This window comes from Streptomyces sp. bgisy159 (genome assembly GCF_057707805.1).
The window spans coordinates 24070-45427 of sequence record NZ_JBYIQX010000016.1; the positions used below are offsets into that span (position 1 = coordinate 24070).

18 protein-coding genes and 1 pseudogene are annotated in these 21358 nt (G+C 72.0%); 18 read left to right on the forward strand and 1 reads right to left on the reverse strand.

The genetic code is table 11. The annotated features are described in order from the left end of the window. Nucleotides 1-115: 115 nt before the first annotated feature. The 4 genes from AC3ET3_RS17665 (at nucleotide 116) to nusB (ending at nucleotide 3490) form a co-directional block, all read left to right on the forward strand. The gene (locus AC3ET3_RS17665; RefSeq protein WP_432139824.1) at nucleotides 116-1039 is read left to right on the forward strand and encodes a Pro-rich N-terminal domain-containing protein; all 924 of its coding nucleotides are present in this window, start codon (nucleotides 116-118) and stop codon (nucleotides 1037-1039) included. Between the two features lie 130 nt (nucleotides 1040-1169). Beyond that, nucleotides 1170-2276 carry an aminopeptidase P family protein gene (locus AC3ET3_RS17670; protein ID WP_432139825.1) on the forward strand — a complete coding sequence of 369 codons (1107 nt, stop codon included), beginning with the start codon at nucleotides 1170-1172 and terminating at the stop codon, nucleotides 2274-2276. Between the two features lie 210 nt (nucleotides 2277-2486). Further along, entirely contained in the window at nucleotides 2487-3053 is a 567-nt protein-coding gene (efp, locus tag AC3ET3_RS17675) for an elongation factor P (protein ID WP_006131211.1), read from the forward strand. Between the two features lie 2 nt (nucleotides 3054-3055). Continuing rightward, nucleotides 3056-3490: a transcription antitermination factor NusB gene (gene nusB, locus AC3ET3_RS17680; RefSeq protein WP_435612451.1), complete on the forward strand. Its 435-nt coding sequence runs from the start codon at nucleotides 3056-3058 to the stop codon at nucleotides 3488-3490. A gap of 42 nt (nucleotides 3491-3532) precedes the next feature. On the opposite strand, the gene bldD is transcribed toward nusB, so the two are convergent. Then, entirely contained in the window at nucleotides 3533-4033 is a 501-nt protein-coding gene (gene bldD, locus AC3ET3_RS17685) for a transcriptional regulator BldD (protein WP_432137528.1), read from the reverse strand. A gap of 311 nt (nucleotides 4034-4344) precedes the next feature. On the opposite strand from bldD, the gene pyrR reads away from it, so the two are divergent. From pyrR to AC3ET3_RS17755, 14 genes and pseudogenes are all read left to right on the forward strand, one after another. Next, nucleotides 4345-4917, forward strand: a complete 573-nt coding sequence (gene pyrR / locus AC3ET3_RS17690; protein ID WP_432137529.1) for a bifunctional pyr operon transcriptional regulator/uracil phosphoribosyltransferase PyrR — start codon at nucleotides 4345-4347, stop codon at nucleotides 4915-4917. Between the two features lie 93 nt (nucleotides 4918-5010). Further along, nucleotides 5011-6006: an aspartate carbamoyltransferase catalytic subunit gene (locus tag AC3ET3_RS17695; protein WP_432157181.1), complete on the forward strand. Its 996-nt coding sequence runs from the start codon at nucleotides 5011-5013 to the stop codon at nucleotides 6004-6006. Nucleotides 6007-6010: 4 nt separating this feature from the next. Then, nucleotides 6011-7297 (forward strand): dihydroorotase, encoded by a 1287-nt coding sequence (locus tag AC3ET3_RS17700; protein WP_435612452.1) that lies wholly within the window; start codon nucleotides 6011-6013, stop codon nucleotides 7295-7297. Next, the gene (locus AC3ET3_RS17705) at nucleotides 7294-7872 is read left to right on the forward strand and encodes a PH-like domain-containing protein (RefSeq protein WP_435612453.1); all 579 of its coding nucleotides are present in this window, start codon (nucleotides 7294-7296) and stop codon (nucleotides 7870-7872) included. The genes AC3ET3_RS17700 and AC3ET3_RS17705 overlap by 4 nt, the downstream gene beginning before the upstream one ends. Further along, nucleotides 7869-9026: a glutamine-hydrolyzing carbamoyl-phosphate synthase small subunit gene (gene carA, locus AC3ET3_RS17710; protein ID WP_432137533.1), complete on the forward strand. Its 1158-nt coding sequence runs from the start codon at nucleotides 7869-7871 to the stop codon at nucleotides 9024-9026. Before AC3ET3_RS17705 ends, carA begins: the two co-directional genes overlap by 4 nt. Beyond that, nucleotides 9019-12336 carry a carbamoyl-phosphate synthase large subunit gene (gene carB / locus AC3ET3_RS17715; protein WP_432137534.1) on the forward strand — a complete coding sequence of 1106 codons (3318 nt, stop codon included), beginning with the start codon at nucleotides 9019-9021 and terminating at the stop codon, nucleotides 12334-12336. The genes carA and carB overlap by 8 nt, the downstream gene beginning before the upstream one ends. A gap of 79 nt (nucleotides 12337-12415) precedes the next feature. Further along, nucleotides 12416-13522: a quinone-dependent dihydroorotate dehydrogenase gene (locus tag AC3ET3_RS17720; RefSeq protein ID WP_435612454.1), complete on the forward strand. Its 1107-nt coding sequence runs from the start codon at nucleotides 12416-12418 to the stop codon at nucleotides 13520-13522. After that, the gene (gene pyrF / locus AC3ET3_RS17725; protein ID WP_432137536.1) at nucleotides 13519-14382 is read left to right on the forward strand and encodes an orotidine-5'-phosphate decarboxylase; all 864 of its coding nucleotides are present in this window, start codon (nucleotides 13519-13521) and stop codon (nucleotides 14380-14382) included. Before AC3ET3_RS17720 ends, pyrF begins: the two co-directional genes overlap by 4 nt. 288 nt (nucleotides 14383-14670) lie before the next feature. Beyond that, nucleotides 14671-14994, forward strand: coding sequence for an integration host factor (locus AC3ET3_RS17730; RefSeq protein ID WP_003977346.1), 324 nt, complete (start codon nucleotides 14671-14673; stop codon nucleotides 14992-14994). A gap of 9 nt (nucleotides 14995-15003) precedes the next feature. Continuing rightward, entirely contained in the window at nucleotides 15004-15612 is a 609-nt protein-coding gene (gene gmk, locus AC3ET3_RS17735) for a guanylate kinase (RefSeq protein ID WP_488187264.1), read from the forward strand. Between the two features lie 52 nt (nucleotides 15613-15664). Beyond that, complete coding sequence (rpoZ, locus tag AC3ET3_RS17740; protein WP_009187588.1) at nucleotides 15665-15937, forward strand: DNA-directed RNA polymerase subunit omega; 273 nt, start codon at nucleotides 15665-15667, stop codon at nucleotides 15935-15937. Between the two features lie 101 nt (nucleotides 15938-16038). Then, complete coding sequence (gene coaBC / locus AC3ET3_RS17745; protein WP_432137538.1) at nucleotides 16039-17241, forward strand: bifunctional phosphopantothenoylcysteine decarboxylase/phosphopantothenate--cysteine ligase CoaBC; 1203 nt, start codon at nucleotides 16039-16041, stop codon at nucleotides 17239-17241. Nucleotides 17242-17480: 239 nt separating this feature from the next. Then, nucleotides 17481-18704 carry a methionine adenosyltransferase gene (gene metK, locus AC3ET3_RS17750; RefSeq protein WP_432137539.1) on the forward strand — a complete coding sequence of 408 codons (1224 nt, stop codon included), beginning with the start codon at nucleotides 17481-17483 and terminating at the stop codon, nucleotides 18702-18704. Nucleotides 18705-18812: 108 nt separating this feature from the next. Further along, nucleotides 18813-20915, forward strand: a pseudogene (locus tag AC3ET3_RS17755) (primosomal protein N'); the annotation flags it as partial. Between the last annotated feature and the right edge of the window lie 443 nt (nucleotides 20916-21358).

Sequence of the window (21358 nt, forward strand, 5' to 3'; positions counted from 1 at the left end):
AAGGTACGGTTCCGACAGGGGCGTCTCCGGCGCCCTTTACGCTGTGGGAGGCGGGAGAGTCCCGCACTGCCGACGCCTGCGGCGAGCCGAGTACGACGAGACGGAGTGGCACCGGATGCAGCACGCAGTGGGTTCTCCGCTGCCGCCGCCCCATCAGCCGGGGCGCGGGCCGGCCGCCGACTGGTCCTCGGCCGCACACCACCCGGGTCCGCACCAGCCGGGCATCCAGCCCCGGCCCGCCCACGCCCCGCCGCCGGGGTTCGCGGGCGCCCCGCGCGGCCCCGTTCCGCCCGCGCCGCAGCCCCCGCCGCCCCCGGCCCCGCACCAGCCCGGCCCGCACCCCCCGGTGCCGCCCGTCGTCCACCACCCGGCCGCGCAGGGACCCCCGCCGCCCGAGACCACCGGTCACCTCCCGCTGCCGCCCGGCGGCCCGGTCGGCATGCCCAGCGCACCCCCCGCCCCGGCCGCCCCCGACCCGGCGACCACCACGCTGGCGGTCCTGCTCATCGGCCCCGCGGGGGCCGGCAAGACCAGCGTCGCCAAGTACTGGGCCGACCACCGCCGGGTGCCCACCGCACACGTCAGCCTCGACGACGTCCGCGAGTGGGTCCGCTCCGGCTTCGCCGACCCCCAGCGCGGCTGGAACGACCACTCCGAGGCGCAGTACCGCCTGGCCCGACGCACCTGCGGCTTCGCAGCGCGCAACTTCCTCGCCAACGGCATCTCCTGCATTCTCGACGACGCGATCTTCCCCGACCGGCCCGCCGTCGGCCTCGGCGGCTGGAAACGCCATGTGGGTCCCGGTCTGCTCCCCGTGGTCCTGCTCCCCGGGCTGGAAGTCGTCCTGGAGCGCAACGCGGAACGCTCCGGCAACCGCCGCCTCACCGACGAGGAGGTCGCCCGCATCCACGGCCGCATGGCCGGCTGGTACGGCTCGGGCCTCCCCATCATCGACAACTCCCAGATGGACGTGCCCGCGACGGCCCGGGTGCTGGACGAGGTATTGGCGAGGGCCATCGCCAGCCCCCCGAAGTGGTGACGAGCAGAAACGGTCCCACCTGCGAGGCTCGGTGCCACCGGTCGCCCCCACACCCCGACCGACGGAGTGCCGGAACACCACCGGCCCTTCCCAACCGGCACAAATCGCCCACGGCTCCTACGCTCGACACATGTCAGAGATGTACGCATCCCGCCGAGCCCGGCTGAAAGAACGCTGCACCGCGGCCGGCAGCGCGGCAGCGCTCGTCTCGCGCCCCGCCAACGTCAGATACCTGGCCGGCGCGGCCCCCGAGGGCGCCGCCCTGCTGCTCACCGCCGACGAGGACGTCCTGGTCTGCACCGGACCCCCGGACGCCCGCGGCCTCGACGGCCGCCCCGACGACAACCTCCCCGTGCACACCCTGCCCGGTGCCGGCGGCGACCCGGCGGTCGCCGCGGCCGGCCTGCTCGCCGGGCGGGACCTCGACTCCCTGGCGGTCGAGGAGCACCACCTCACGGTCGCCCGCCACCGCGCCCTGCGCTCGGTCGCCCCACGGCTGCGCCTGGCCGACCTGGGCCAGGCGGTGGAGCAGCTGCGGGTGGTCAAGGACGAGGAGGAGATCTCCTGCCTGCGCATCGGCGCCGAGATCGCCGACCAGGCGCTCGGGGAACTGCTGGAGTCGATCCTCGTCGGCCGCACCGAACGCCATCTCGCGCTGGAGCTGGAGCGCCGCCTGGTCGACCACGGCGCGGACGGCCCGGCCTTCGCGACCTCCGTCGGCACCGGCCCGAACTCCGGCCGCCGCGGCCACCGGCCCACCGACCGCCGGGTGGAGGAGGGGGATTTCCTCTCCGTCTGCCTGGGTGCGACGTACCGCGGCTACCGCTGCGAGATCGGCCGTACGTTCGTCATCGGAACGGCCCCCGCCGACTGGCAGATCGAGCTCTACGACCTGGTCTTCGCCGCTCAGCGGGCCGGCCGCGAGGCGCTGGCGCCCGGCGCGGCCTGCCGTGACGTGGACCGCGCCGCCCGGCATGTGCTGGACTCCGCGGGGTACGGGGCGGCCCTGCCGGTACTGACCGGGCACGGGGTGGGACTCGAAATCGACGAGGACCCGCAGTTGGCCCCCGCGGCCATGGGTAAACTGGACGCTTGCGTGCCGGTCACCGTCGAACCGGGGGTCCACCTCCCGGGACGGGGCGGTGTCCGGATCGATGACACGCTCGTCGTCCGCCCCGAGGCGGACGGCGGACCCGAGCTACTCACCATCACGACCAAGGAGCTGCTCGCGCTCTAGGATCCGGGGAAGTACAGGCACATCCCCGCGCCGCCCGGCACGCACTCTCGCCGCACCGGCCGAAGGCCCTGGTAGCTCCGCTACGAGGACCTACCCCCGGCCGACCGAGAGCACGCACCGAACGACGCGGGAACGCACCCGTACACCCCCGGCGCCGTCGGCAGTGCGGGCCCCGGGGTCGTCCACGTCAGTCCAGGAGATTCCGCAACCGTGGCTTCCACGAACGACCTCAAGAACGGCATGGTGCTCAAGCTCGAAGGCGGCCAGCTCTGGTCCGTCGTCGAGTTCCAGCACGTCAAGCCCGGCAAGGGCCCGGCCTTCGTGCGCACCAAGCTCAAGAACGTGCTCTCCGGCAAGGTCGTCGACAAGACCTTCAACGCCGGTGTCAAGGTCGAGACGGCCACTGTCGACAAGCGCGACATGCAGTTCTCGTACATGGACGGCGACTACTTCGTCTTCATGGACATGGAGACCTACGACCAGCTGATGGTCGACCGCAAGGCCGTCGGCGACGCCGCCAACTTCCTCGTCGAGGGCTTCACCGCCACCGTCGCGCAGCACGAGGGCGAGGTGCTCTTCGTCGAGCTGCCGGCCGCCGTCGAGCTGACCATCCAGGAGACCGAGCCCGGCGTCCAGGGCGACCGCTCCACCGGTGGCACCAAGCCCGCCACCCTGGAGACCGGCCACCAGATCCAGGTTCCGCTCTTCATCACCACCGGTGAGAAGATCAAGGTCGACACCCGTACCAGCGACTACCTCGGCCGGGTGAACAGCTAACCGTGGCTGCCCGGAACACGGCCCGCAAGCGCGCCTTCCAGATCCTCTTCGAGGGCGACCAGCGCGGCGCCGACGTCCTGACCGTCCTCGCGGACTGGGTCCGGCTGTCGAGGAACGACACCCGGCAGCCGCCGGTGAGCGAGTTCACGATGCAGCTGGTCGAGGGCTACGCCGAGCACGCGCGGCGCATCGACGAGCTGATCGCCCAGTACTCGGTGGGATGGACGCTGGACCGCATGCCGGTCGTCGACCGCAACCTGCTGCGCCTCGGGGCCTACGAGCTGATCTGGGTCGACGAGACCCCGGACGCCGTCGTCCTCGACGAGACGGTGCAGCTGGCGAAGGAGTTCTCCACGGACGAGTCGCCCTCGTTCGTCAACGGCCTGCTGGGCCGGCTGAAGGAACTCAAGCCGACGCTTCGCCGCGAAGAGGCCTGAGTGACCACCCCGACGGTACGTTTCTGCTCAACCGCTCGGCGGTCAGACCTCCTCGTGGGAGACGGCCCGGCGCGCGTCCGCGTCCAGTACGCCCCAGCTGATCAGCTGCTCGGTGAGGACCGACGGCGACTGGTCGTAGATCACGGCGAGGGTGCGCAGGTCGTCCTGGCGGATCGAGAGCACCTTGCCGTTGTAGTCGCCGCGCTGGGACTGGATCGTCGCCGCGTAGCGCTGCAGGGGACCCGCCTTCTCGACCGGCACGTGGGCCAGCCGCTCCAGGTCCAGCACCAGCTTCGGCGGAGGCTCGGCGGCGCCGCCCGGGGTGGTGCCCGGCAGCAGCTCCTGCACCGGAACGCCGTAGAAGTCCGCCAGCTCGGCGAGGCGCTGCACGGTCACGGCGCGGTCGCCGCGCTCGTACGAACCGACCACGACCGCCTTCCAGCGTCCCTGGGACTTCTCCTCGACACCGTGGAGGGAAAGGCCCTGCTGGGTGCGGATCGCCCGGAGCTTGGCCCCGAGCTGTTTGGCGTATTCGCTGGACATATAGCTCCCCGGCACTGTGTCGACGCGGCTGGTGTCGATCCATGCTTGTCGATCCACGCCGCGCGGCTGGTAACTCATTGTGAGGTTACGCAGCGTGATTCTTCTGCGTCAAGCCGAATGGTCCACACCGACTCTTCCGTGCCGGCGGTGGCCGGTTACGCCAGGGGTGTGATCGTGCGGGCCCGAACGGGTGACCGTGCGAGTGTCGGGGGCTGGATCCGGCGGGTGCCGTGCGCCTGATACCGTGGGTGGCGCAATCCCGACGTCCTTTAAGGTCCGTCCCGTGAGGCGGAGAAGGAGGTCCGTTTCGTATGGACAAGCACGCTGATCCGCAAGCGTCCGACGCGAGGCCCGTTCTCGAAGGCCCCGACATCGCGCGGGTACTGACCCGCATCGCCCACGAGATCGTCGAGCGCGCCAAGGGCGCCGACGACGTGGTACTCCTCGGCATTCCGACCCGGGGCGTGTTCCTCGCCCAGCGGCTCGCCGCCAAGCTCGAACAGGTCACCGACCGCAAGGTGCCCGTCGGGTCTCTCGACATCACGATGTACCGCGACGACCTGCGTCTGCAGCCGCCGCGCGCGCTGGCCCGCACCGAGATCCCCGGTGACGGCATCGACGGCAAGCTGGTCGTCCTCGTCGACGACGTGCTGTTCTCCGGCCGCACCATCCGCGCCGCCCTCGACGCGCTGAACGACATCGGGCGCCCGCGTGCCGTGCAGCTCGCCGTCCTGGTCGACCGCGGCCACCGCGAACTGCCCATCCGCGCCGACTACGTCGGCAAGAACCTCCCCACGTCGCTGCGGGAGACGGTCAAGGTCCAGCTCGCCGAGGAGGACGGTCGTGACACCGTGCTGCTCGGTGTGAAGCCGGCCGCCCAGTAGCAGCCTCCCGCGCGTGCGGCCGCCGCCGCATGCCGTCACGCGCCCCGGCATGCCCCGAATCTCCCGAATGAACTGCCTTACGGAGCCTGACAGATGCAGCGTCATCTCATCTCGGCCGCCGACCTCACCCGCGACGACGCCGTCCTGATCCTCGACACCGCCGAGGAGATGGCCCGGGTGGCCGACCGGCCCATCAAGAAACTGCCGACCCTGCGCGGCCGCACGATCGTCAACCTCTTCTTCGAGGACTCCACCCGCACGCGCATCTCCTTCGAGGCCGCCGAGAAGCGCCTGTCCGCGGACGTCATCAACTTCTCCGCCAAGGGGTCCAGCGTCTCCAAGGGCGAGTCCCTGAAGGACACCGCGCAGACGCTGGAGGCCATGGGCGTCGACGCCGTCGTCATCCGGCACGGCGCCTCCGGAGCCCCCTACCGCCTCGCCAACTCCGGCTGGATCGACGCCGCCGTCGTCAACGCGGGCGACGGCACCCACCAGCACCCCACCCAGGCCCTGCTGGACGCCTTCACCATGCGGCGCCGGCTGGTCGGACGGGACGCCGGCCTCGGCCAGGACCTGGCCGGCCGGCGCGTCACCGTCGTCGGCGACATCCTGCACAGCCGGGTCGCCCGCTCCAACGTCGACCTGCTGCACACCCTCGGCGCCGAGGTCACCCTCGTCGCCCCGCCCACCCTGGTACCGGTCGGCGTCGAGACCTGGCCGTGCGAGGTCTCCTACGACCTCGACTCCACGCTGCCCAAGTGCGACGCGGTGATGATGCTGCGGGTCCAGCGCGAGCGCATGAACGCCGCCTTCTTCCCCACCGAGCGCGAGTACTCCCGCCGCTACGGCCTGGACGGCGACCGCATGGCCCGGCTGCCCGAGCACGCCATCGTGATGCACCCCGGCCCGATGGTGCGCGGCATGGAGATCACCGCCGAGGTCGCCGACTCCGACCGCTGCACCGTCGTCGAGCAGGTCGCCAACGGCGTGTCCATCCGGATGGCGGTCCTGTACCTGCTGCTCGGCGGCGCCGTGATCGACTCGAAGAACGTCCCCGCCGTGACCCCGAACCGTCCCGAGGAGAAGTGACCCCATGAGCAAGACCCTGATCCGTGGTGCCAAGGTGCTCGGGGGCGCGCCGCAGGACGTGCTCATCGACGGGGACACCATCGCCGAGGTGGGCACCGGGCTGAGCGGGGACGGCGCCGAGGTCGTCGAGGCCGACGGCAAGGTGCTGCTGCCCGGCCTGGTCGACCTGCACACCCATCTGCGCGAACCGGGCCGCGAGGACTCCGAGACCGTCCTCACCGGCACCCGCGCCGCCGCCTCCGGCGGCTACACCGCCGTCTTCGCCATGGCCAACACCTTCCCCGTAGCCGACACCGCCGGCGTCGTCGAGCAGGTCTACCGGCTCGGCCAGCAGCACGGCTACTGCGACGTGCAGCCCATCGGCGCCGTCACCGTCGGCCTGGAGGGGCGCAAGCTCGCCGAGCTGGGTGCCATGCACGAGTCGGCGGCCGGCGTGACCGTCTTCTCCGACGACGGCAAGTGCGTCGACGACGCGGTGATCATGCGCCGGGCGCTGGAGTACGTGAAGGCCTTCGGCGGGGTCGTCGCCCAGCACGCGCAGGAGCCGCGGCTGACCGAGGGCGCCCAGATGAACGAGGGCGTCGTCTCCGCCGAGCTGGGTCTCGGCGGCTGGCCCGCGGTGGCCGAGGAGTCGATCATCGCCCGGGACGTCCTGCTCGCCGAGCACGTCGGCTCCCGCGTCCACATCTGCCACCTGTCGACCGCGGGGTCGGTCGAGATCGTGCGCTGGGCGAAGTCCCGCGGCATCGACGTCACCGCCGAGGTCACCCCGCACCACCTCCTCCTCACCGACGAGCTGGTGCGCACCTACAACCCGGTCTACAAGGTCAACCCGCCGCTGCGCACCGAACGCGACGTGCTCGCGCTGCGCGAGGCCCTCGCCGACGGCACGATCGACATCGTCGCCACCGACCACGCCCCGCACCCGCACGAGGACAAGGACTGCGAGTGGGCCGCCGCCGCCATGGGCATGGTCGGCCTGGAGACGGCGCTGTCAGTGGTCCAGGCGACCATGGTCGAGACGGGCCTGCTGGACTGGGCCCAGGTCGCCGACCGCATGTCCTTCAAGCCCGCCGAGATCGGCCGGGCCCGGGGCCACGGCCGTCCCGTCTCGGCTGGTGAGCCCGCCAACCTCACGCTCGTCGACACGGCATACCGTGGCCAGGTGGACCCCGCGGGCTTCGCCTCGCGCAGCCGCAACACCCCGTACGAGGGGCGTGAGCTGCCGGGCCGTGTGACGCACACGTGGCTCCGGGGCAAGGCCACGCTCGTCGACGGGAAGCTCACGTGACATCTGCTGCACTCCTGCTGGCGGCCGAGAAGGAATCGGCCGAAGTGACCGACTGGGCCGCCCGCCTGGGCTGGGTCGTCGGACTCGCCCTGTTCGTCGCGCTCGTGTACTGGCTGATGCGCGAGGGCTGGAAATGGCGGGGAACGCTCCAGGGCGACCTTCCGGACCTGCCCGCCGCGCCCGCCGAGCCCGGCGAGGCGAGACTGAGCACGACCGGCCGCTACCACGGCTCCACCACCGCAGGGCAGTGGCTCGACCGCATCGTGGCGCACGGCCTGGGCACCCGCAGCCGGGCCGAGCTCACCCTGACGGACGCGGGACTGGACGTCGTACGCCCCGGAGCACGCGACTTCTTCGTCCCCGCGGCCGCGCTGCGCGAGGCCCGGCTCGACAAGGGCATCGCCGGCAAGGTCCTGACCGAGGGCGGACTGCTCGTGGTCACCTGGGCCCACGGCGGCAAGCTGATCGACTCCGGTTTCCGCTCGGACCACGCGGCCGAGCACACCGAGTGGGTCGACGCCATCAACTCCATGATCGACAACAAGACGGAATCTACGGAAGGCGCCGAACGATGACGACCTCCACCAGGGGATCCGCCTCGCAGAGGCAGAAGGTGGCTCCCGCCGTACTCGTCCTGGAGGACGGCCGGGTCTTCCGCGGCCGTTCCTACGGGGCCGTGGGGGAGACCTTCGGCGAAGCGGTGTTCTCCACCGGCATGACCGGCTACCAGGAGACCCTCACCGACCCGTCCTACGCCCGCCAGATCGTCGTCGCGACCGCTCCGCAGATCGGCAACACCGGCTGGAACGACGAGGACGACGAGTCGCGCCGCATCTGGGTCTCCGGCTACGTGGTGCGCGATCCCGCGCGCGTGCCGTCCAACTGGCGCGCCGAGCGCTCCCTGGACGACGAACTGGTCCGCCAGGACGTCGTCGGCATCAGCGGCATCGACACCCGCGCCCTGACCCGCCACCTGCGCGAGCGCGGATCGATGCGCGCCGGGATCTTCTCCGGCGAGGCCGTCGCCGCCGAGAGCGAGCTCCTCGCGCGCGTGCAGGCCCAGCCCCACATGAAGGGCGCGAGCCTCTACGAGGAGGTCGCCACCCGGGAGGCCTACGTCGTCCCCGCGGTCGGCGAGAAGAGGTTCACGGTCGCCGCCGTCGACCTCGGCATCAAGGGCATGACCCCGCACCGCATGGCCGAGCGCGGCATCGAGGTCCACGTGCTCCCCGCGACCGCCACCGCGGACGACGTGTACGCCGTGAACCCGGACGGAGTGTTCTTCTCCAACGGACCCGGCGACCCCGCCACCGCCGACGGCCCCGTCGCGCTGATGCGGGCCGTCCTGGAGCGCGGGACGCCCCTGTTCGGCATCTGCTTCGGCAACCAGATCCTCGGCCGCGCCCTCGGCTTCGGCACCTACAAGCTGAAGTACGGCCACCGCGGCATCAACCAGCCGGTCCAGGACCGCACCACCGGCAAGGTCGAGGTCACCGCCCACAACCACGGCTTCGCCGTGGACGCGCCGCTCGACCAGGTCAGCGAGACGCCCTTCGGCCGCGCCGAGGTGTCCCACGTCTGCCTCAACGACGACGTCGTGGAGGGGCTGCGGCTGCTCGACCAGCCGGCCTTCTCCGTCCAGTACCACCCCGAAGCGGCAGCCGGCCCGCACGACGCCGCCTACCTGTTCGACCGCTTCGTATCCCTGATGGAGGGCCAGCGTGCCTAAGCGCACCGATATCCAGTCCGTCCTGGTCATCGGCTCCGGCCCGATCGTCATCGGCCAGGCCGCCGAGTTCGACTACTCCGGCACCCAGGCGTGCCGCGTGCTCAAGGCCGAGGGCCTGCGCGTCATCCTGGTCAACTCCAACCCGGCGACGATCATGACCGACCCGGAGATCGCCGACGCGACCTACGTCGAGCCGATCACCCCGGAATTCGTCGAGAAGATCATCGCCAAGGAGCGCCCCGACGCCCTGCTGCCCACCCTGGGCGGCCAGACCGCCCTGAACACCGCCATCTCGCTGCACGAGAACGGTGTCCTGGCCAAGTACGGCGTCGAGCTGATCGGCGCCAACGTCGAGGCGATCCACAAGGGCGAGGACCGCGACCGGTTCAAGGAGGTCGTGGAGGAGGTCCGCAAGAAGACCGGGCACGGCGAGTCCGCCCGCTCCGTCATCTGCCACTCCATGGACGAGGTGCTCGCCGGTGTCGAGCAGCTCGGCGGCTACCCGGTCGTCGTGCGGCCCTCCTTCACCATGGGCGGCGCCGGCTCCGGCTTCGCCCACGACGAGGACGAGCTGCGCCGCATCGCCGGCCAGGGCCTCACGCTCTCCCCGACCACCGAGGTCCTCCTGGAGGAGTCCATCCTCGGCTGGAAGGAGTACGAGCTGGAGCTCATGCGCGACAAGCACGACAACGTCGTGGTCGTCTGCTCCATCGAGAACTTCGACCCCATGGGCGTGCACACCGGCGACTCGATCACCGTCGCGCCCGCGATGACGCTGACCGACCGCGAGTACCAGGTACTGCGCGACGTCGGCATCGCGATCATCCGCGAGGTCGGCGTCGACACGGGCGGCTGCAACATCCAGTTCGCGGTCGACCCCGAGGACGGCCGCGTGATCGTCATCGAGATGAACCCGCGCGTGTCGCGTTCCTCGGCGCTGGCCTCCAAGGCGACCGGCTTCCCGATCGCCAAGATCGCCGCCAAGCTCGCCGTGGGCTACACCCTCGACGAGATCCCCAACGACATCACCCGCGAGACCCCGGCCTCCTTCGAGCCCACGCTCGACTACGTGGTCGTCAAGGCGCCCCGGTTCGCCTTCGAGAAGTTCCCGCAGGCCGACTCCACCCTGACCACCACCATGAAGTCGGTCGGCGAGGCCATGGCCATCGGCCGCAACTTCACCGAGGCCTTCCAGAAGGCGCTGCGCTCCCTGGAGAAGAAGGGCAGCCAGTTCACCTTCGTCGGCGAGCCCGGCTCCGGCGGGGACAAGGAAGAGCTGCTGCGCGAGGCCGTCCGGCCCACCGACGGGCGCATCAACGCCGTCATGCAGGCCATCCGCGCGGGCGCCACCCCCGAGGAGGTCTTCGAGGCCACCAAGATCGACCCGTGGTTCGTCGACCAGCTGTTCCTCATCAAGGAGCTCGCCGACGACCTCGCGGCGGCCGCCGAGCTGACCCCCGAGCTGCTCGCCGAGGCCAAGCGGCACGGCTTCTCCGACCAGCAGATCGCCGAGATCCGCGGCCTGCGCGAGGACGTGGTGCGCGAGGTGCGGCACGCCCTCGGCATCCGGCCGGTCTACAAGACGGTCGACACCTGCGCCGCCGAGTTCGCCGCGCAGACGCCGTACTTCTACTCCTCCTACGACGAGGAGAGCGAGGTCGAGCCGCGCGAGAAGCCGGCCGTCATCATCCTCGGCTCCGGCCCGAACCGCATCGGCCAGGGCATCGAGTTCGACTACTCCTGCGTGCACGCCTCCTTCGCGCTGTCCGACGCCGGGTACGAGACGGTGATGGTCAACTGCAACCCGGAGACCGTCTCCACCGACTACGACACCTCCGACCGGCTCTACTTCGAGCCGCTGACGCTGGAGGACGTGCTGGAGATCGTCCACGCGGAGGCCAAGGCCGGCCCGATCGCGGGCGTGATCGTGCAGCTGGGCGGCCAGACCCCGCTGGGTCTCGCCCAGGCGCTGAAGGACAACGGCGTGCCGATCGTCGGCACCTCGCCCGAGGCCATCCACGCGGCCGAGGACCGGGGTGCCTTCGGCCGGGTGCTGAAGGAGGCCGGTCTGCCGGCGCCCAAGCACGGCACCGCCACCACCTTCGCCGAGGCCAAGGCGATCGCCGACGAGATCGGCTACCCGGTGCTGGTCCGCCCGTCGTACGTCCTCGGCGGGCGCGGCATGGAGATCGTCTACGACGAGACCCGCCTGGCCGCCTACATCGCCGAGTCGACCGAGATCAGCCCCACCCGTCCGGTGCTCGTCGACCGCTTCCTGGACGACGCCATCGAGATCGACGTCGACGCCCTGTACGACGGCGAGGAGCTGTACCTCGGCGGCGTCATGGAGCACATCGAGGAGGCCGGCATCCACTCCGGCGACTCGGCGTGCGCGCTGCCCCCGATCACCCTGGGCGGCTTCGACATCAAGCGCCTGCGCACCTCCACCGAGGCGATCGCCAAGGGCGTCGGGGTGCGCGGCCTGATCAACATCCAGTTCGCGATGGCCGGCGACATCCTGTACGTGCTGGAGGCCAACCCGCGCGCCTCGCGCACCGTGCCCTTCACCTCCAAGGCGACCGCGGTGCCGCTGGCCAAGGCCGCCGCCCGGATCTCGCTCGGCGCCACCATCGCCCAGCTGCGCGAGGAGGGCCTGCTGCCGAAGAGCGGCGACGGCGGCGAGCTGCCGCTGGACGCGCCGATCTCCGTCAAGGAGGCCGTGATGCCCTGGAGCCGCTTCCGGGACACCTCCGGCCGCGGCGTGGACACCGTCCTCGGCCCGGAGATGCGCTCCACCGGCGAGGTCATGGGCATCGACTCGGTCTTCGGCACGGCGTACGCCAAGTCGCAGGCCGGCGCCTACGGCGCGCTGCCGACCAAGGGCCGGGCCTTCATCTCGGTCGCCAACCGCGACAAGCGGTCGATGATCTTCCCGGCGCGCGAGCTGGTCGCCCACGGCTTCGAACTGCTCGCCACCTCGGGCACCGCCGAGGTCCTCAAGCGCAACGGCCTCAACGCCACCGTGGTGCGCAAGCAGTCCGAGGGCACCGGACCCAACGGTGAGCGGACCATCGTCCAGCTCATCCACGACGGCGAGGTCGACCTCATCGTCAACACCCCGTACGGCACCGGAGGCCGCCTCGACGGCTACGAGATCCGTACGGCGGCCGTCGCCCGCTCGGTGCCGTGCCTGACCACGGTCCAGGCGCTCGCCGCCGCCGTCCAGGGCATCGACGCCCTGAACCGCGGCGAGGTGGGCGTCCGTTCACTCCAGGAACACGCGGAACACCTGACCGCGGCCCGCGACTAGCAGCCGAAGAGGGGGACACCGGAAACGGTGTCCCCCTCTTCATGAGGCTCTCCCACAGCTTTTCGACGAGGACATACTGATGTACAAGCTCTTCTTCCGCCTGGTCTTCCGGCGGATGGACCCGGAGCGGGCCCACCACCTCGCCTTCCGCTGGATCCGGCTGGCCGCCCGCGTCCCCGTGCTGCGCACCTTCGTCGCGGCCGCGCTGGCCCCCCGCTACCGGGAACTGCGCACCGAGGCGTTCGGCCTGCGCATGCACGGTCCCTTCGGGCTCGCCGCCGGCTTCGACAAGAACGCCGTCGCCATCGACGGCATGTCCATGCTGGGCTTCGACCACGTCGAGATCGGCACGGTCACCGGCGAGCCGCAGCCCGGCAACCCCAGGCAGCGGCTGTTCCGCCTGGTCGCCGACCGGGCGCTGATCAACCGCATGGGCTTCAACAACGACGGCTCACTGGCGGTCGCCGCCCGTCTGGCCGGCCGTACGCCCGTCTTCCGCACCGTCGTGGGCGTCAACATCGGCAAGACCAAGGTCGTCCCCGAGGCGGAGGCCGTCGGGGACTACGTGAAGTCGGCCGAGCGGCTGGCACCGTACGCCGACTACCTGGTCGTCAACGTGTCCTCGCCCAACACGCCGGGCCTGCGCGACCTGCAGGCGACCGAGGCGCTGCGGCCGCTGCTGACGGCCGTGCGCGAGGCGGCCGACCGCGCGGTCCCCGGCCGCCGCGTCCCGCTCCTGGTGAAGATCGCTCCCGACCTGGCCGACGAGGACGTCGACGCCGTCGCCGACCTGGCCGTCGAACTCGGGCTGGACGGCATCATCGCCACCAACACCACCATCGCGCGCGAGGGGCTCGGACTGTCCTCCGACCCCGCGCTGGTGAAGGAGGCCGGCGGGCTGTCCGGCGCCCCGCTCAAGGAGCGCTCCCTGGAGGTCCTGCGCCGCCTGTACGCGCGCGTGGGCGACCGCATCACCCTGGTGGGCGTCGGCGGCGTCGAGAACGCCGAGGACGCCTGGCAGCGCATCCTGGCGGGCGCCACGCTGGTCCAGGGCTACAGCGCGTTCGTCTACGAGGGTCCCTTCTGGGGCCGCGCCGTCCACAAGGGCCTGGCCGCGCGCCTGCGCAACAGCCCGTACGCCACCCTCGCCGACGCGGTCGGCGCCGACGTGAGGAAGCCCCGATGACCGGCAGGACGGTCCTGGAACCCTTCGGTGCCCGGCTGCGCCGTGCCATGGACGAGCGTGGGCCGCTGTGCGTGGGCATCGACCCGCACGCCTCCCTGCTGGCCCAGTGGGGCCTGGACGACGACGTGGCCGGCCTGGAGCGGTTCAGCCGCACCGTCGTGGAGGCGCTGGCCGACCGGGTCGCCGTGCTCAAGCCGCAGAGCGCCTTCTTCGAGCGCTTCGGCTCCCGGGGCGTGGCCGTGCTGGAGGAGTCGGTCGCCCAGGCCCGCTCGGCCGGCGCGCTGGTCGTGATGGACGCCAAGCGCGGCGACATCGGCTCGACCATGGCCGCGTACGCCGAGGCCTTCCTGCGTGAGGACGCCCCGCTCTTCTCGGACGCGCTGACGGTCTCCCCGTACCTCGGCTACGGATCACTGGCACCGGCGGTGTCGCTGGCGCGCGAGACCGGCGCCGGGTTGTTCGTGCTGGCGCTGACCTCCAACCCGGAGGGCGGCGAGGTGCAGCACGCGGTGCGCGGGGACGACCGCGGCGGCCCGGACGTGGGCGCGACCGTGCTGCGTCATCTGGCCGCCGAGAACGGGGACGACCGGCCCCTGGGGTCCTTCGGCGCGGTGGTGGGCGCCACGCTGGGTGACCTGTCGTCGTACGACCTGGACATCAACGGACCTCTGCTGGCGCCCGGTATCGGCGCCCAGGGGGCGACGGCGGCCGATCTGCCCCGGGTCTTCGGCGCGGCCGTGCGCAACGTGGTGCCGAACGTCAGCCGCGGTGTGCTGCGGCACGGTCCCGACGTGGTCGCTCTGCGTGACGCCGCGGACCGGTTCGCCGACGAGGTGCGGGACGCGGTGGCGTCCGCCTGACCCCTTCGACCGCCCGTTCGACCGGCCGCTCGGGCCGGCGGACGGGCGGCCTCGTGGTGACCCGAGTCTGAATACACCCTCAAATCCGGGGCAATATGTCTTAAATGTCCGTCCTGACGGAGGCTGACCAGGACTTTTCCTCTGTTCTCGCTGACTCTGGCGGACTTGACCGCTAGTCTCCGACGTGAGTCGGCGGGCAAGCGTGTTGCTCGTGGCTCCCCAGGTGTGGGGCGACTAGGTTCCTCACCGGTCCGTATCCGACAGTTCGACATCCGAGGTGACGTAGGCGTGGCTCTTCCGCCCCTTACCCCCGAACAGCGCGCAGCCGCGCTCGAAAAGGCCGCCGCGGCTCGCCGGGAGCGGGCCGAGGTCAAGAATCGACTCAAGCACTCCGGCGCCTCCCTGCACGAGGTCATCAAGCAGGGCCAGGAGAACGACGTCATCGGCAAGATGAAGGTCTCCGCCCTGCTGGAGTCCCTGCCGGGCGTGGGCAAGGTCCGCGCCAAGCAGATCATGGAGCGACTCGGCATCTCCGAGAGCCGGCGCGTGCGCGGCCTCGGCTCCAACCAGATCGCCTCCCTGGAGCGTGAGTTCGGCAGCACCGGTTCCTGATCCCGGGCACTGCCGGGAAGGGAGTCCCGGGCACTCCGGGATTGCTGGAATAATCGCTGCATGAGTGAACGTCCGCGGCTGACCGTGCTCTCCGGCCCCTCCGGGGTCGGCAAGAGCACGGTCGTCGCCCATATGCGCAAGGAACACCCCGAGGTCTGGCTCTCGGTGTCGGCGACGACCCGCAAGCCCCGCCCCGGCGAGCGGCACGGAGTCCACTACTTCTTCGTCACGGACGACGAGATGGACAAGCTGATCGCCAACGGCGAGCTGCTGGAGTGGGCCGAGTTCGCCGGCAACCGCTACGGCACGCCCCGCCGTGCCGTGCTGGAACGGCTGGAGGCAGGTGAGCCGGTCCTGCTGGAGATCGACCTCCAGGGCGCACGGCAGGTCCGCGAGTCCATGCCCGAGGCCCAGCTGGTGTTCCTGGCCCCTCCCTCCTGGGAAGAGCTCGTGCGCAGACTCACCGGGCGGGGCACCGAGGCGCCCGAGGTCATCGAGCGCCGTCTGGACGCGGCCAAGGTCGAGCTGGCGGCCGAGCCGGAGTTCGACGAGACCCTGGTCAACACCTCCGTCGAGGATGTGGCGCGCGAGCTGCTAGCCTTGATGGATGTTGTGTGATCGCGAGCATGTGATCACGATCGATCTTTTCCCACCCATCGGAAGGTAGAGCGTGTCCTCTTCCATCTCCGCGCCCGAGGGCATCATCAACCCGCCGATCGACGAGCTCCTCGAGGCCACCGACTCGAAGTACAGCCTCGTGATCTACGCGGCCAAGCGGGCCCGCCAGATCAACGCGTACTACTCGCAGCTCGGCGAGGGCCTCCTCGAGTACGTCGGTCCGCTCGTCGACACCCACGTCCACGAGAAGCCGCTCTCGATCGCCCTGCGGGAGATCAACGCGGGTCTGCTGACGTCCGAGGCCATCGAGGGCCCGGTGCAGTAATACGATCGGCTCGCAGTAGCTTTTTCCACAGGCCCGGCAGCGCGACTGCCGGGCCTGTGGTGTGTAGTGGAGTCGTATGTTTCCGAGGCCGGGGAGAGACGGTGGCCAAGCCGAAGGTCGTTCTGGGGGTCAGCGGCGGAATCGCCGCCTACAAGGCGTGCGAGCTGCTGCGCAGATTCACCGAGTCCGGTCATGATGTACGCGTCGTGCCCACCGCCTCGGCGCTCCACTTCGTCGGAGCGGCCACCTGGTCGGCCCTGTCCGGCAACCCCGTCTCGACGGAGGTCTGGGACGATGTCCACCAGGTGCCGCACGTGCGGATCGGCCAGCACGCCGACCTGGTCGTCGTCGCCCCGGCGACCGCCGACACGCTCGCCCGGGCCGCCCACGGCATCGCCGACGACCTGCTGACCAACACCCTGCTCACGGCCCGCTGCCCGGTCGTCTTCGCCCCCGCCATGCACACCGAGATGTGGGAGCACTCGGCCACCCAGGAGAACGTGGCGACGCTGCGCCGCCGCGGTGCCCTGGTGATCGAGCCGGCGGTCGGCCGGCTCACCGGCGTCGACACCGGCAAGGGCCGGCTGCCCGACCCGGCCGAGATCTTCGACACCTGCCGCCGGGTCCTCGCCCGGGGAGTCCGCCGACCCGACCTCACCGGCCGGCACGTCGTGGTCAGCGCAGGCGGCACCAGGGAACCCCTCGATCCCGTGCGCTTCCTCGGCAACCGCTCCTCCGGCAAGCAGGGCTACGCCCTCGCCCGCACCGCCGCCGCCCGCGGCGCCCGGGTCACGCTGATCGCGGCCAACACCGGCCTGCCCGATCCGGCCGGGGTCGACGTGGTCCAGGTCGGCACCGCCGTGCAACTGCGCGAGTCCGTCCTCAAGGCCGCCGCCGACGCCGACGCGGTGGTGATGGCCGCCGCCGTCGCCGACTTCCGCCCCGCCGTCTACGCCACCGGAAAGATCAAGAAGAGGGACGGCGAAGAGCCGGAGCCGATCGTTCTGGTGCGGAATCCGGACATCCTCGCGGAGCTCTCGGCCGACCGTGCCCGCCCCGGCCAGGTCGTCGTCGGCTTCGCCGCCGAGACCGACGACGTGCTCGCCAACGGGCGGCGCAAGCTGGAGCGCAAGGGCTGCGATCTGCTGGTGGTGAACGAGGTGGGGGAGCGCAGGACCTTCGGCGCCGAGGACAACGAGGCGGTCGTCCTGGGCGCCGACGGCACCGAGACCCCCGTGCCGCACGGACCCAAGGAGGCCCTGGCCGAAATCGTGTGGGACCTGGTGACACGGCGGCTGGGGTGACCTTTTGATGCGGCTCCGAGGATCCCCCCGGTCTCACCGCTTTCGGTGTGGCGGCCCTGGCCAACGGCAGACAGCATTGACACAATGCCCGTGCCGCAGGTCACAGCGCTCCCGAGAGGCGAGACAGGGGGACCCGTGGTCGGGCACGACCGATAAACTGTTCCCGGACGACGCCGGGCGCAGCCTCCGTCGCGTCCGCCAATGATCAGCCAGCAGCCGCTGCAACCACAGGGAGCGTTGTGTCCCGTCGCCTGTTCACCTCGGAGTCCGTGACCGAGGGTCACCCCGACAAGATCGCTGACCAGATCAGCGACACCATTCTCGACGCGCTTCTGCGCGAGGACCCGACCTCCCGGGTCGCCGTCGAGACGCTGATCACCACCGGTCTGGTGCACGTGGCCGGCGAGGTCACGACCAAGGCGTACGCGGACATCGCGACGCTGGTGCGCAACAAGGTCCTCGACATCGGCTACGACTCCTCCAAGAAGGGCTTCGACGGCGCCTCCTGCGGCGTGTCGGTGTCCATCGGCGCGCAGTCCCCGGACATCGCGCAGGGCGTCGACGCCGCCTACGAGGCGCGCGTCGAAGGTGCCTCCCGAGGGGACCAGGGAGACGAGCTGGACCAGCAGGGCGCCGGTGACCAGGGCCTGATGTTCGGCTACGCCACCGACGAGACGCCCACCCTGATGCCGCTGCCGATCTTCCTGGCGCACCGCCTGTCCAAGCGCCTGTCGGACGTGCGCAAGAACGGCACGATCCCCTACCTGCGCCCCGACGGCAAGACCCAGGTCACCATCGAGTACGACGGTGACAAGGCGGTCCGCCTCGACACGGTCGTGGTCTCCTCCCAGCACGCCAGCGACATCGACCTGGACTCGCTGCTGGCCCCCGACATCCGCGAGTTCGTCGTGGAACCGGAGCTGAAGGCGCTGCTCGACGAGGGCATCAAGCTCGACACCGACGACTACCGCCTGCTGGTCAACCCGACCGGCCGCTTCGAGATCGGCGGCCCGATGGGTGACGCCGGCCTGACCGGCCGCAAGATCATTATCGACACCTACGGCGGTATGGCCCGCCACGGCGGCGGCGCCTTCTCCGGCAAGGACCCGTCCAAGGTGGACCGCTCGGCGGCGTACGCCATGCGCTGGGTCGCCAAGAACGTGGTGGCGGCGGGCCTGGCCTCCCGCTGTGAGGTCCAGGTCGCCTACGCGATCGGCAAGGCCGAGCCCGTCGGCCTGTTCGTCGAGACCTTCGGCACCCACAAGGTCGACCCCGAGAAGATCGAGAAGGCCATCGACGAGGTCTTCGACCTCCGCCCGGCCGCGATCATCCGCGACCTCGACCTGCTCCGCCCGATCTACGCACAGACCGCCGCCTACGGCCACTTCGGCCGTGAGCTGCCCGACTTCACCTGGGAGACCACGGACCGCGTGGAGGCCCTGCGCCAGGCCGCCGGACTCTAGGCCCCGCAGCCTCGCAGGCCCGGCACTCTTCGGGGTGCCGGGCCTCGGCGTTCCACGGCCCGCTCCGCCCGGCACCCGATGTCAGTGGCGTTTGGTAAGAATGCAAGCGTGAGCAGCGACAACGGCACCGGTGACGGCGCGGACGGGGCGCCGCCCGAGCAGCTCGCGCTGATCCGGGAGAGCCTGCGCAAGGCCAAGGCACCCCGCGCCAAGCCGCGCACCTGGCGGGGGGCCGCGCTGGCGGAGCGGCTCCCGGTGGCCCGGGTGCTCGTCGACAAGGGCGTACTCCACCTCGACCGCTACTTCGACTACGCAGTGCCGGCCGAACTGGACGCCGACGCGCAGCCGGGGGTACGGGTACGGGTACGGTTCGGGGCCGGCCGGCACCGCGTCCGCGAAGGCCGGCGCGAGGGCGGTGGGCTCATCGACGGGTTCCTCGTCGAGCGGATCGCCGAGAGCGACTACTCCGGACCGCTCGCCGCGCTCGCCCAGGTGGTCTCACCCGAACCGGTGCTCGGCCCCGAGCTGCTGCGCCTCACCCGCGCCGTCGCCGACCGCTACGCCGGCAGCCTCGCCGACGTGCTGCAACTGGCCGTACCGCCGCGCAACGCACGGGCCGAGCAGCGGCCCTCCCCCGCACCGCTGCCGCCGCCGCCCGCTCCGCAACCGGGCTCCTGGGCGCGGTACGAACACGGCACGGCGTTCCTCGAATCGCTCGCCTCGGGCGGCGCGCCGCGCGCCGTGTGGCACGCGCTGCCCGGGCCGCGGTGGAGCGACGAACTGGCCCGCACTGTCGCCGCCACGCTGGCCTCGGGACGCGGCGCGCTCGTCGTCGTGCCGGACGGGCGGGCCGCGGCGCGGGTCGACGCCGCCCTCACGGCGCTGCTGGGGGAGGGGCGGCACGCGCTGCTGACCGCCGACGCCGGGCCCGAGAAGCGCTACCGGGAGTGGCTCGCGGTGCGACGGGGGTCGGTGCGGGCGGTCGTGGGCACCCGGGCCGCCATGTTCGCGCCCGTCCGCGACCTCGGACTGGTCGTCGTGTGGGACGACGGCGACGACAGCCACAGCGAGCCGCACGCGCCGCAGCCCCACGCTCGCGACGTGCTGCTGCTGCGGGCCGCACAGGACGGCTGCGCCTTCCTGGCGGGCGGCTGGAGCTGCACCGTCGAGGCCGCCCAACTGGTGGAGAGCGGGTGGGCGCGGCCGCTGGTCGCCTCACGGGACGAGATCCGGCGGGCCGCCCCGCTGGTGCGCACGGTCGGCGACCAGGACCTGGCGCGGGACGAGGCGGCGCGTGCCGCCCGGCTGCCGACCCTGGCCTGGCAGGCGGTCCGGGACGGGCTGCGCGGCGGGCCGGTGCTGGTGCAGGTGCCCCGGCGGGGCTACGTGCCGCGCATGGCCTGCGCCCGCTGCCGGGAGCCGGCCCGGTGCCGGCACTGCTCCGGCCCGCTGGAGGCACGGGACGCGGGCGCCCTGGCGTGCGGCTGGTGCGGACGCGGGGAGTCGGACTGGCACTGCCCGGAATGCGGGGCCTTCCGGCTGCGGGCCCAGATCGTGGGCGCGCGGCGCACCGCCGAGGAACTGGGGCGCGCCTTCCCGGCCGTGCCGGTGCGCACCTCGGGACGGGAGCACGTGCTGGACACCGTGCCGGACACCCCCGCGCTGGTCGTCAGCACTCCCGGAGCGGAGCCCGTGGCCGAGGGCGGGTACGCGGCGGCCCTGCTGCTGGACGGCTGGGCCATGCTCGGACGGCCCGACCTGCGGGCCGGGGAGGACGCGCTGCGCCGGTGGATCGCGGCCGCAGCCCTGGTCCGGCCGCAGGACGCCGGCGGGAACGTGGTGGTGGTGGCCGAGCCGACGCTGCGGCCGGTGCAGGCGCTGGTGCGCTGGGATCCGGTAGGACACGCGGTGCGCGAGCTGGCGGACCGCGCCGAGCTCGGCTTTCCACCCGTCTCGCGGATGGCGGCGGTGTCGGGGGCCGGGGACGCGGTCGCCGGGTTCCTCGACACCGTGGAGCTGCCGCCCGAGGCGGAGGTGCTGGGGCCGGTCCCGCTCCCGGTCACTCCGGCCGGCCGGCCCCGGCGGCCCGGCGCCCCGCCCCCCGGCGAACAGTGGGAGCGCGCCCTGATCCGTGTGCCACCGGGACGGGGCGCCGCCCTGGCCGCCGCCCTGAAGGCCGCTCAGGCGGCCCGCACGGCCCGGGGAGGCGGAGGCCCCACGGCCGGCGTCCGGAGCGCCGACACGGGCGTCGGGGGTGGTCGTCGGGGCGGGTGGTCCGCGGGTGCCGGTACCGGTGCGGGGACACCGGCCGCGGGTTCCGGTGCGGGTGCGGGTGCCGGGGGTGAGGCGGCGCGGGTGTGGGTGCGGGTGGATCCGCCGGACATCGGGTGACGGGGCGGGGGCGGGCGGCGGTGCCGGGGCGGGTGGTGGCCGGAGTGGCGGTTTCCGTCCCGGAGTGGCGGTTCCCGGCTCGGGGGCGGGCGACGGCACCGGTGGCGGCGTGGGCGCCGCCGGCACAGGGGTTGGAGCCCGTGCGGCGTCTCCGGCCGGTCGTGTGGCCCGGGGCGGGTGTCCGGGGTCCGGGTGCTGCTGCCGGTGTGGGGGGCGCAGGCGCCGGGCCGGTGCGGGTGTGTCTGGGATGCGAGTGCTGCGGC

Coding starts and splice junctions, on each gene's coding strand:
- AC3ET3_RS17700 (WP_435612452.1), top strand. CDS start 6,011: ATGAGCAAGACCCTGATCCGTGGTGCCAAGGTGCTCGGGGGCGCGCCG.
- AC3ET3_RS17695 (WP_432157181.1), top strand. CDS start 5,011: ATGCAGCGTCATCTCATCTCGGCCGCCGACCTCACCCGCGACGACGCC.
- bldD (WP_432137528.1), bottom strand. CDS start 4,033: ATGTCCAGCGAATACGCCAAACAGCTCGGGGCCAAGCTCCGGGCGATC.
- pyrF (WP_432137536.1), top strand. CDS start 13,519: ATGACCGGCAGGACGGTCCTGGAACCCTTCGGTGCCCGGCTGCGCCGT.
- AC3ET3_RS17665 (WP_432139824.1), top strand. CDS start 116: ATGCAGCACGCAGTGGGTTCTCCGCTGCCGCCGCCCCATCAGCCGGGG.
- AC3ET3_RS17670 (WP_432139825.1), top strand. CDS start 1,170: ATGTCAGAGATGTACGCATCCCGCCGAGCCCGGCTGAAAGAACGCTGC.
- pyrR (WP_432137529.1), top strand. CDS start 4,345: ATGGACAAGCACGCTGATCCGCAAGCGTCCGACGCGAGGCCCGTTCTC.
- AC3ET3_RS17720 (WP_435612454.1), top strand. CDS start 12,416: ATGTACAAGCTCTTCTTCCGCCTGGTCTTCCGGCGGATGGACCCGGAG.
- carA (WP_432137533.1), top strand. CDS start 7,869: ATGACGACCTCCACCAGGGGATCCGCCTCGCAGAGGCAGAAGGTGGCT.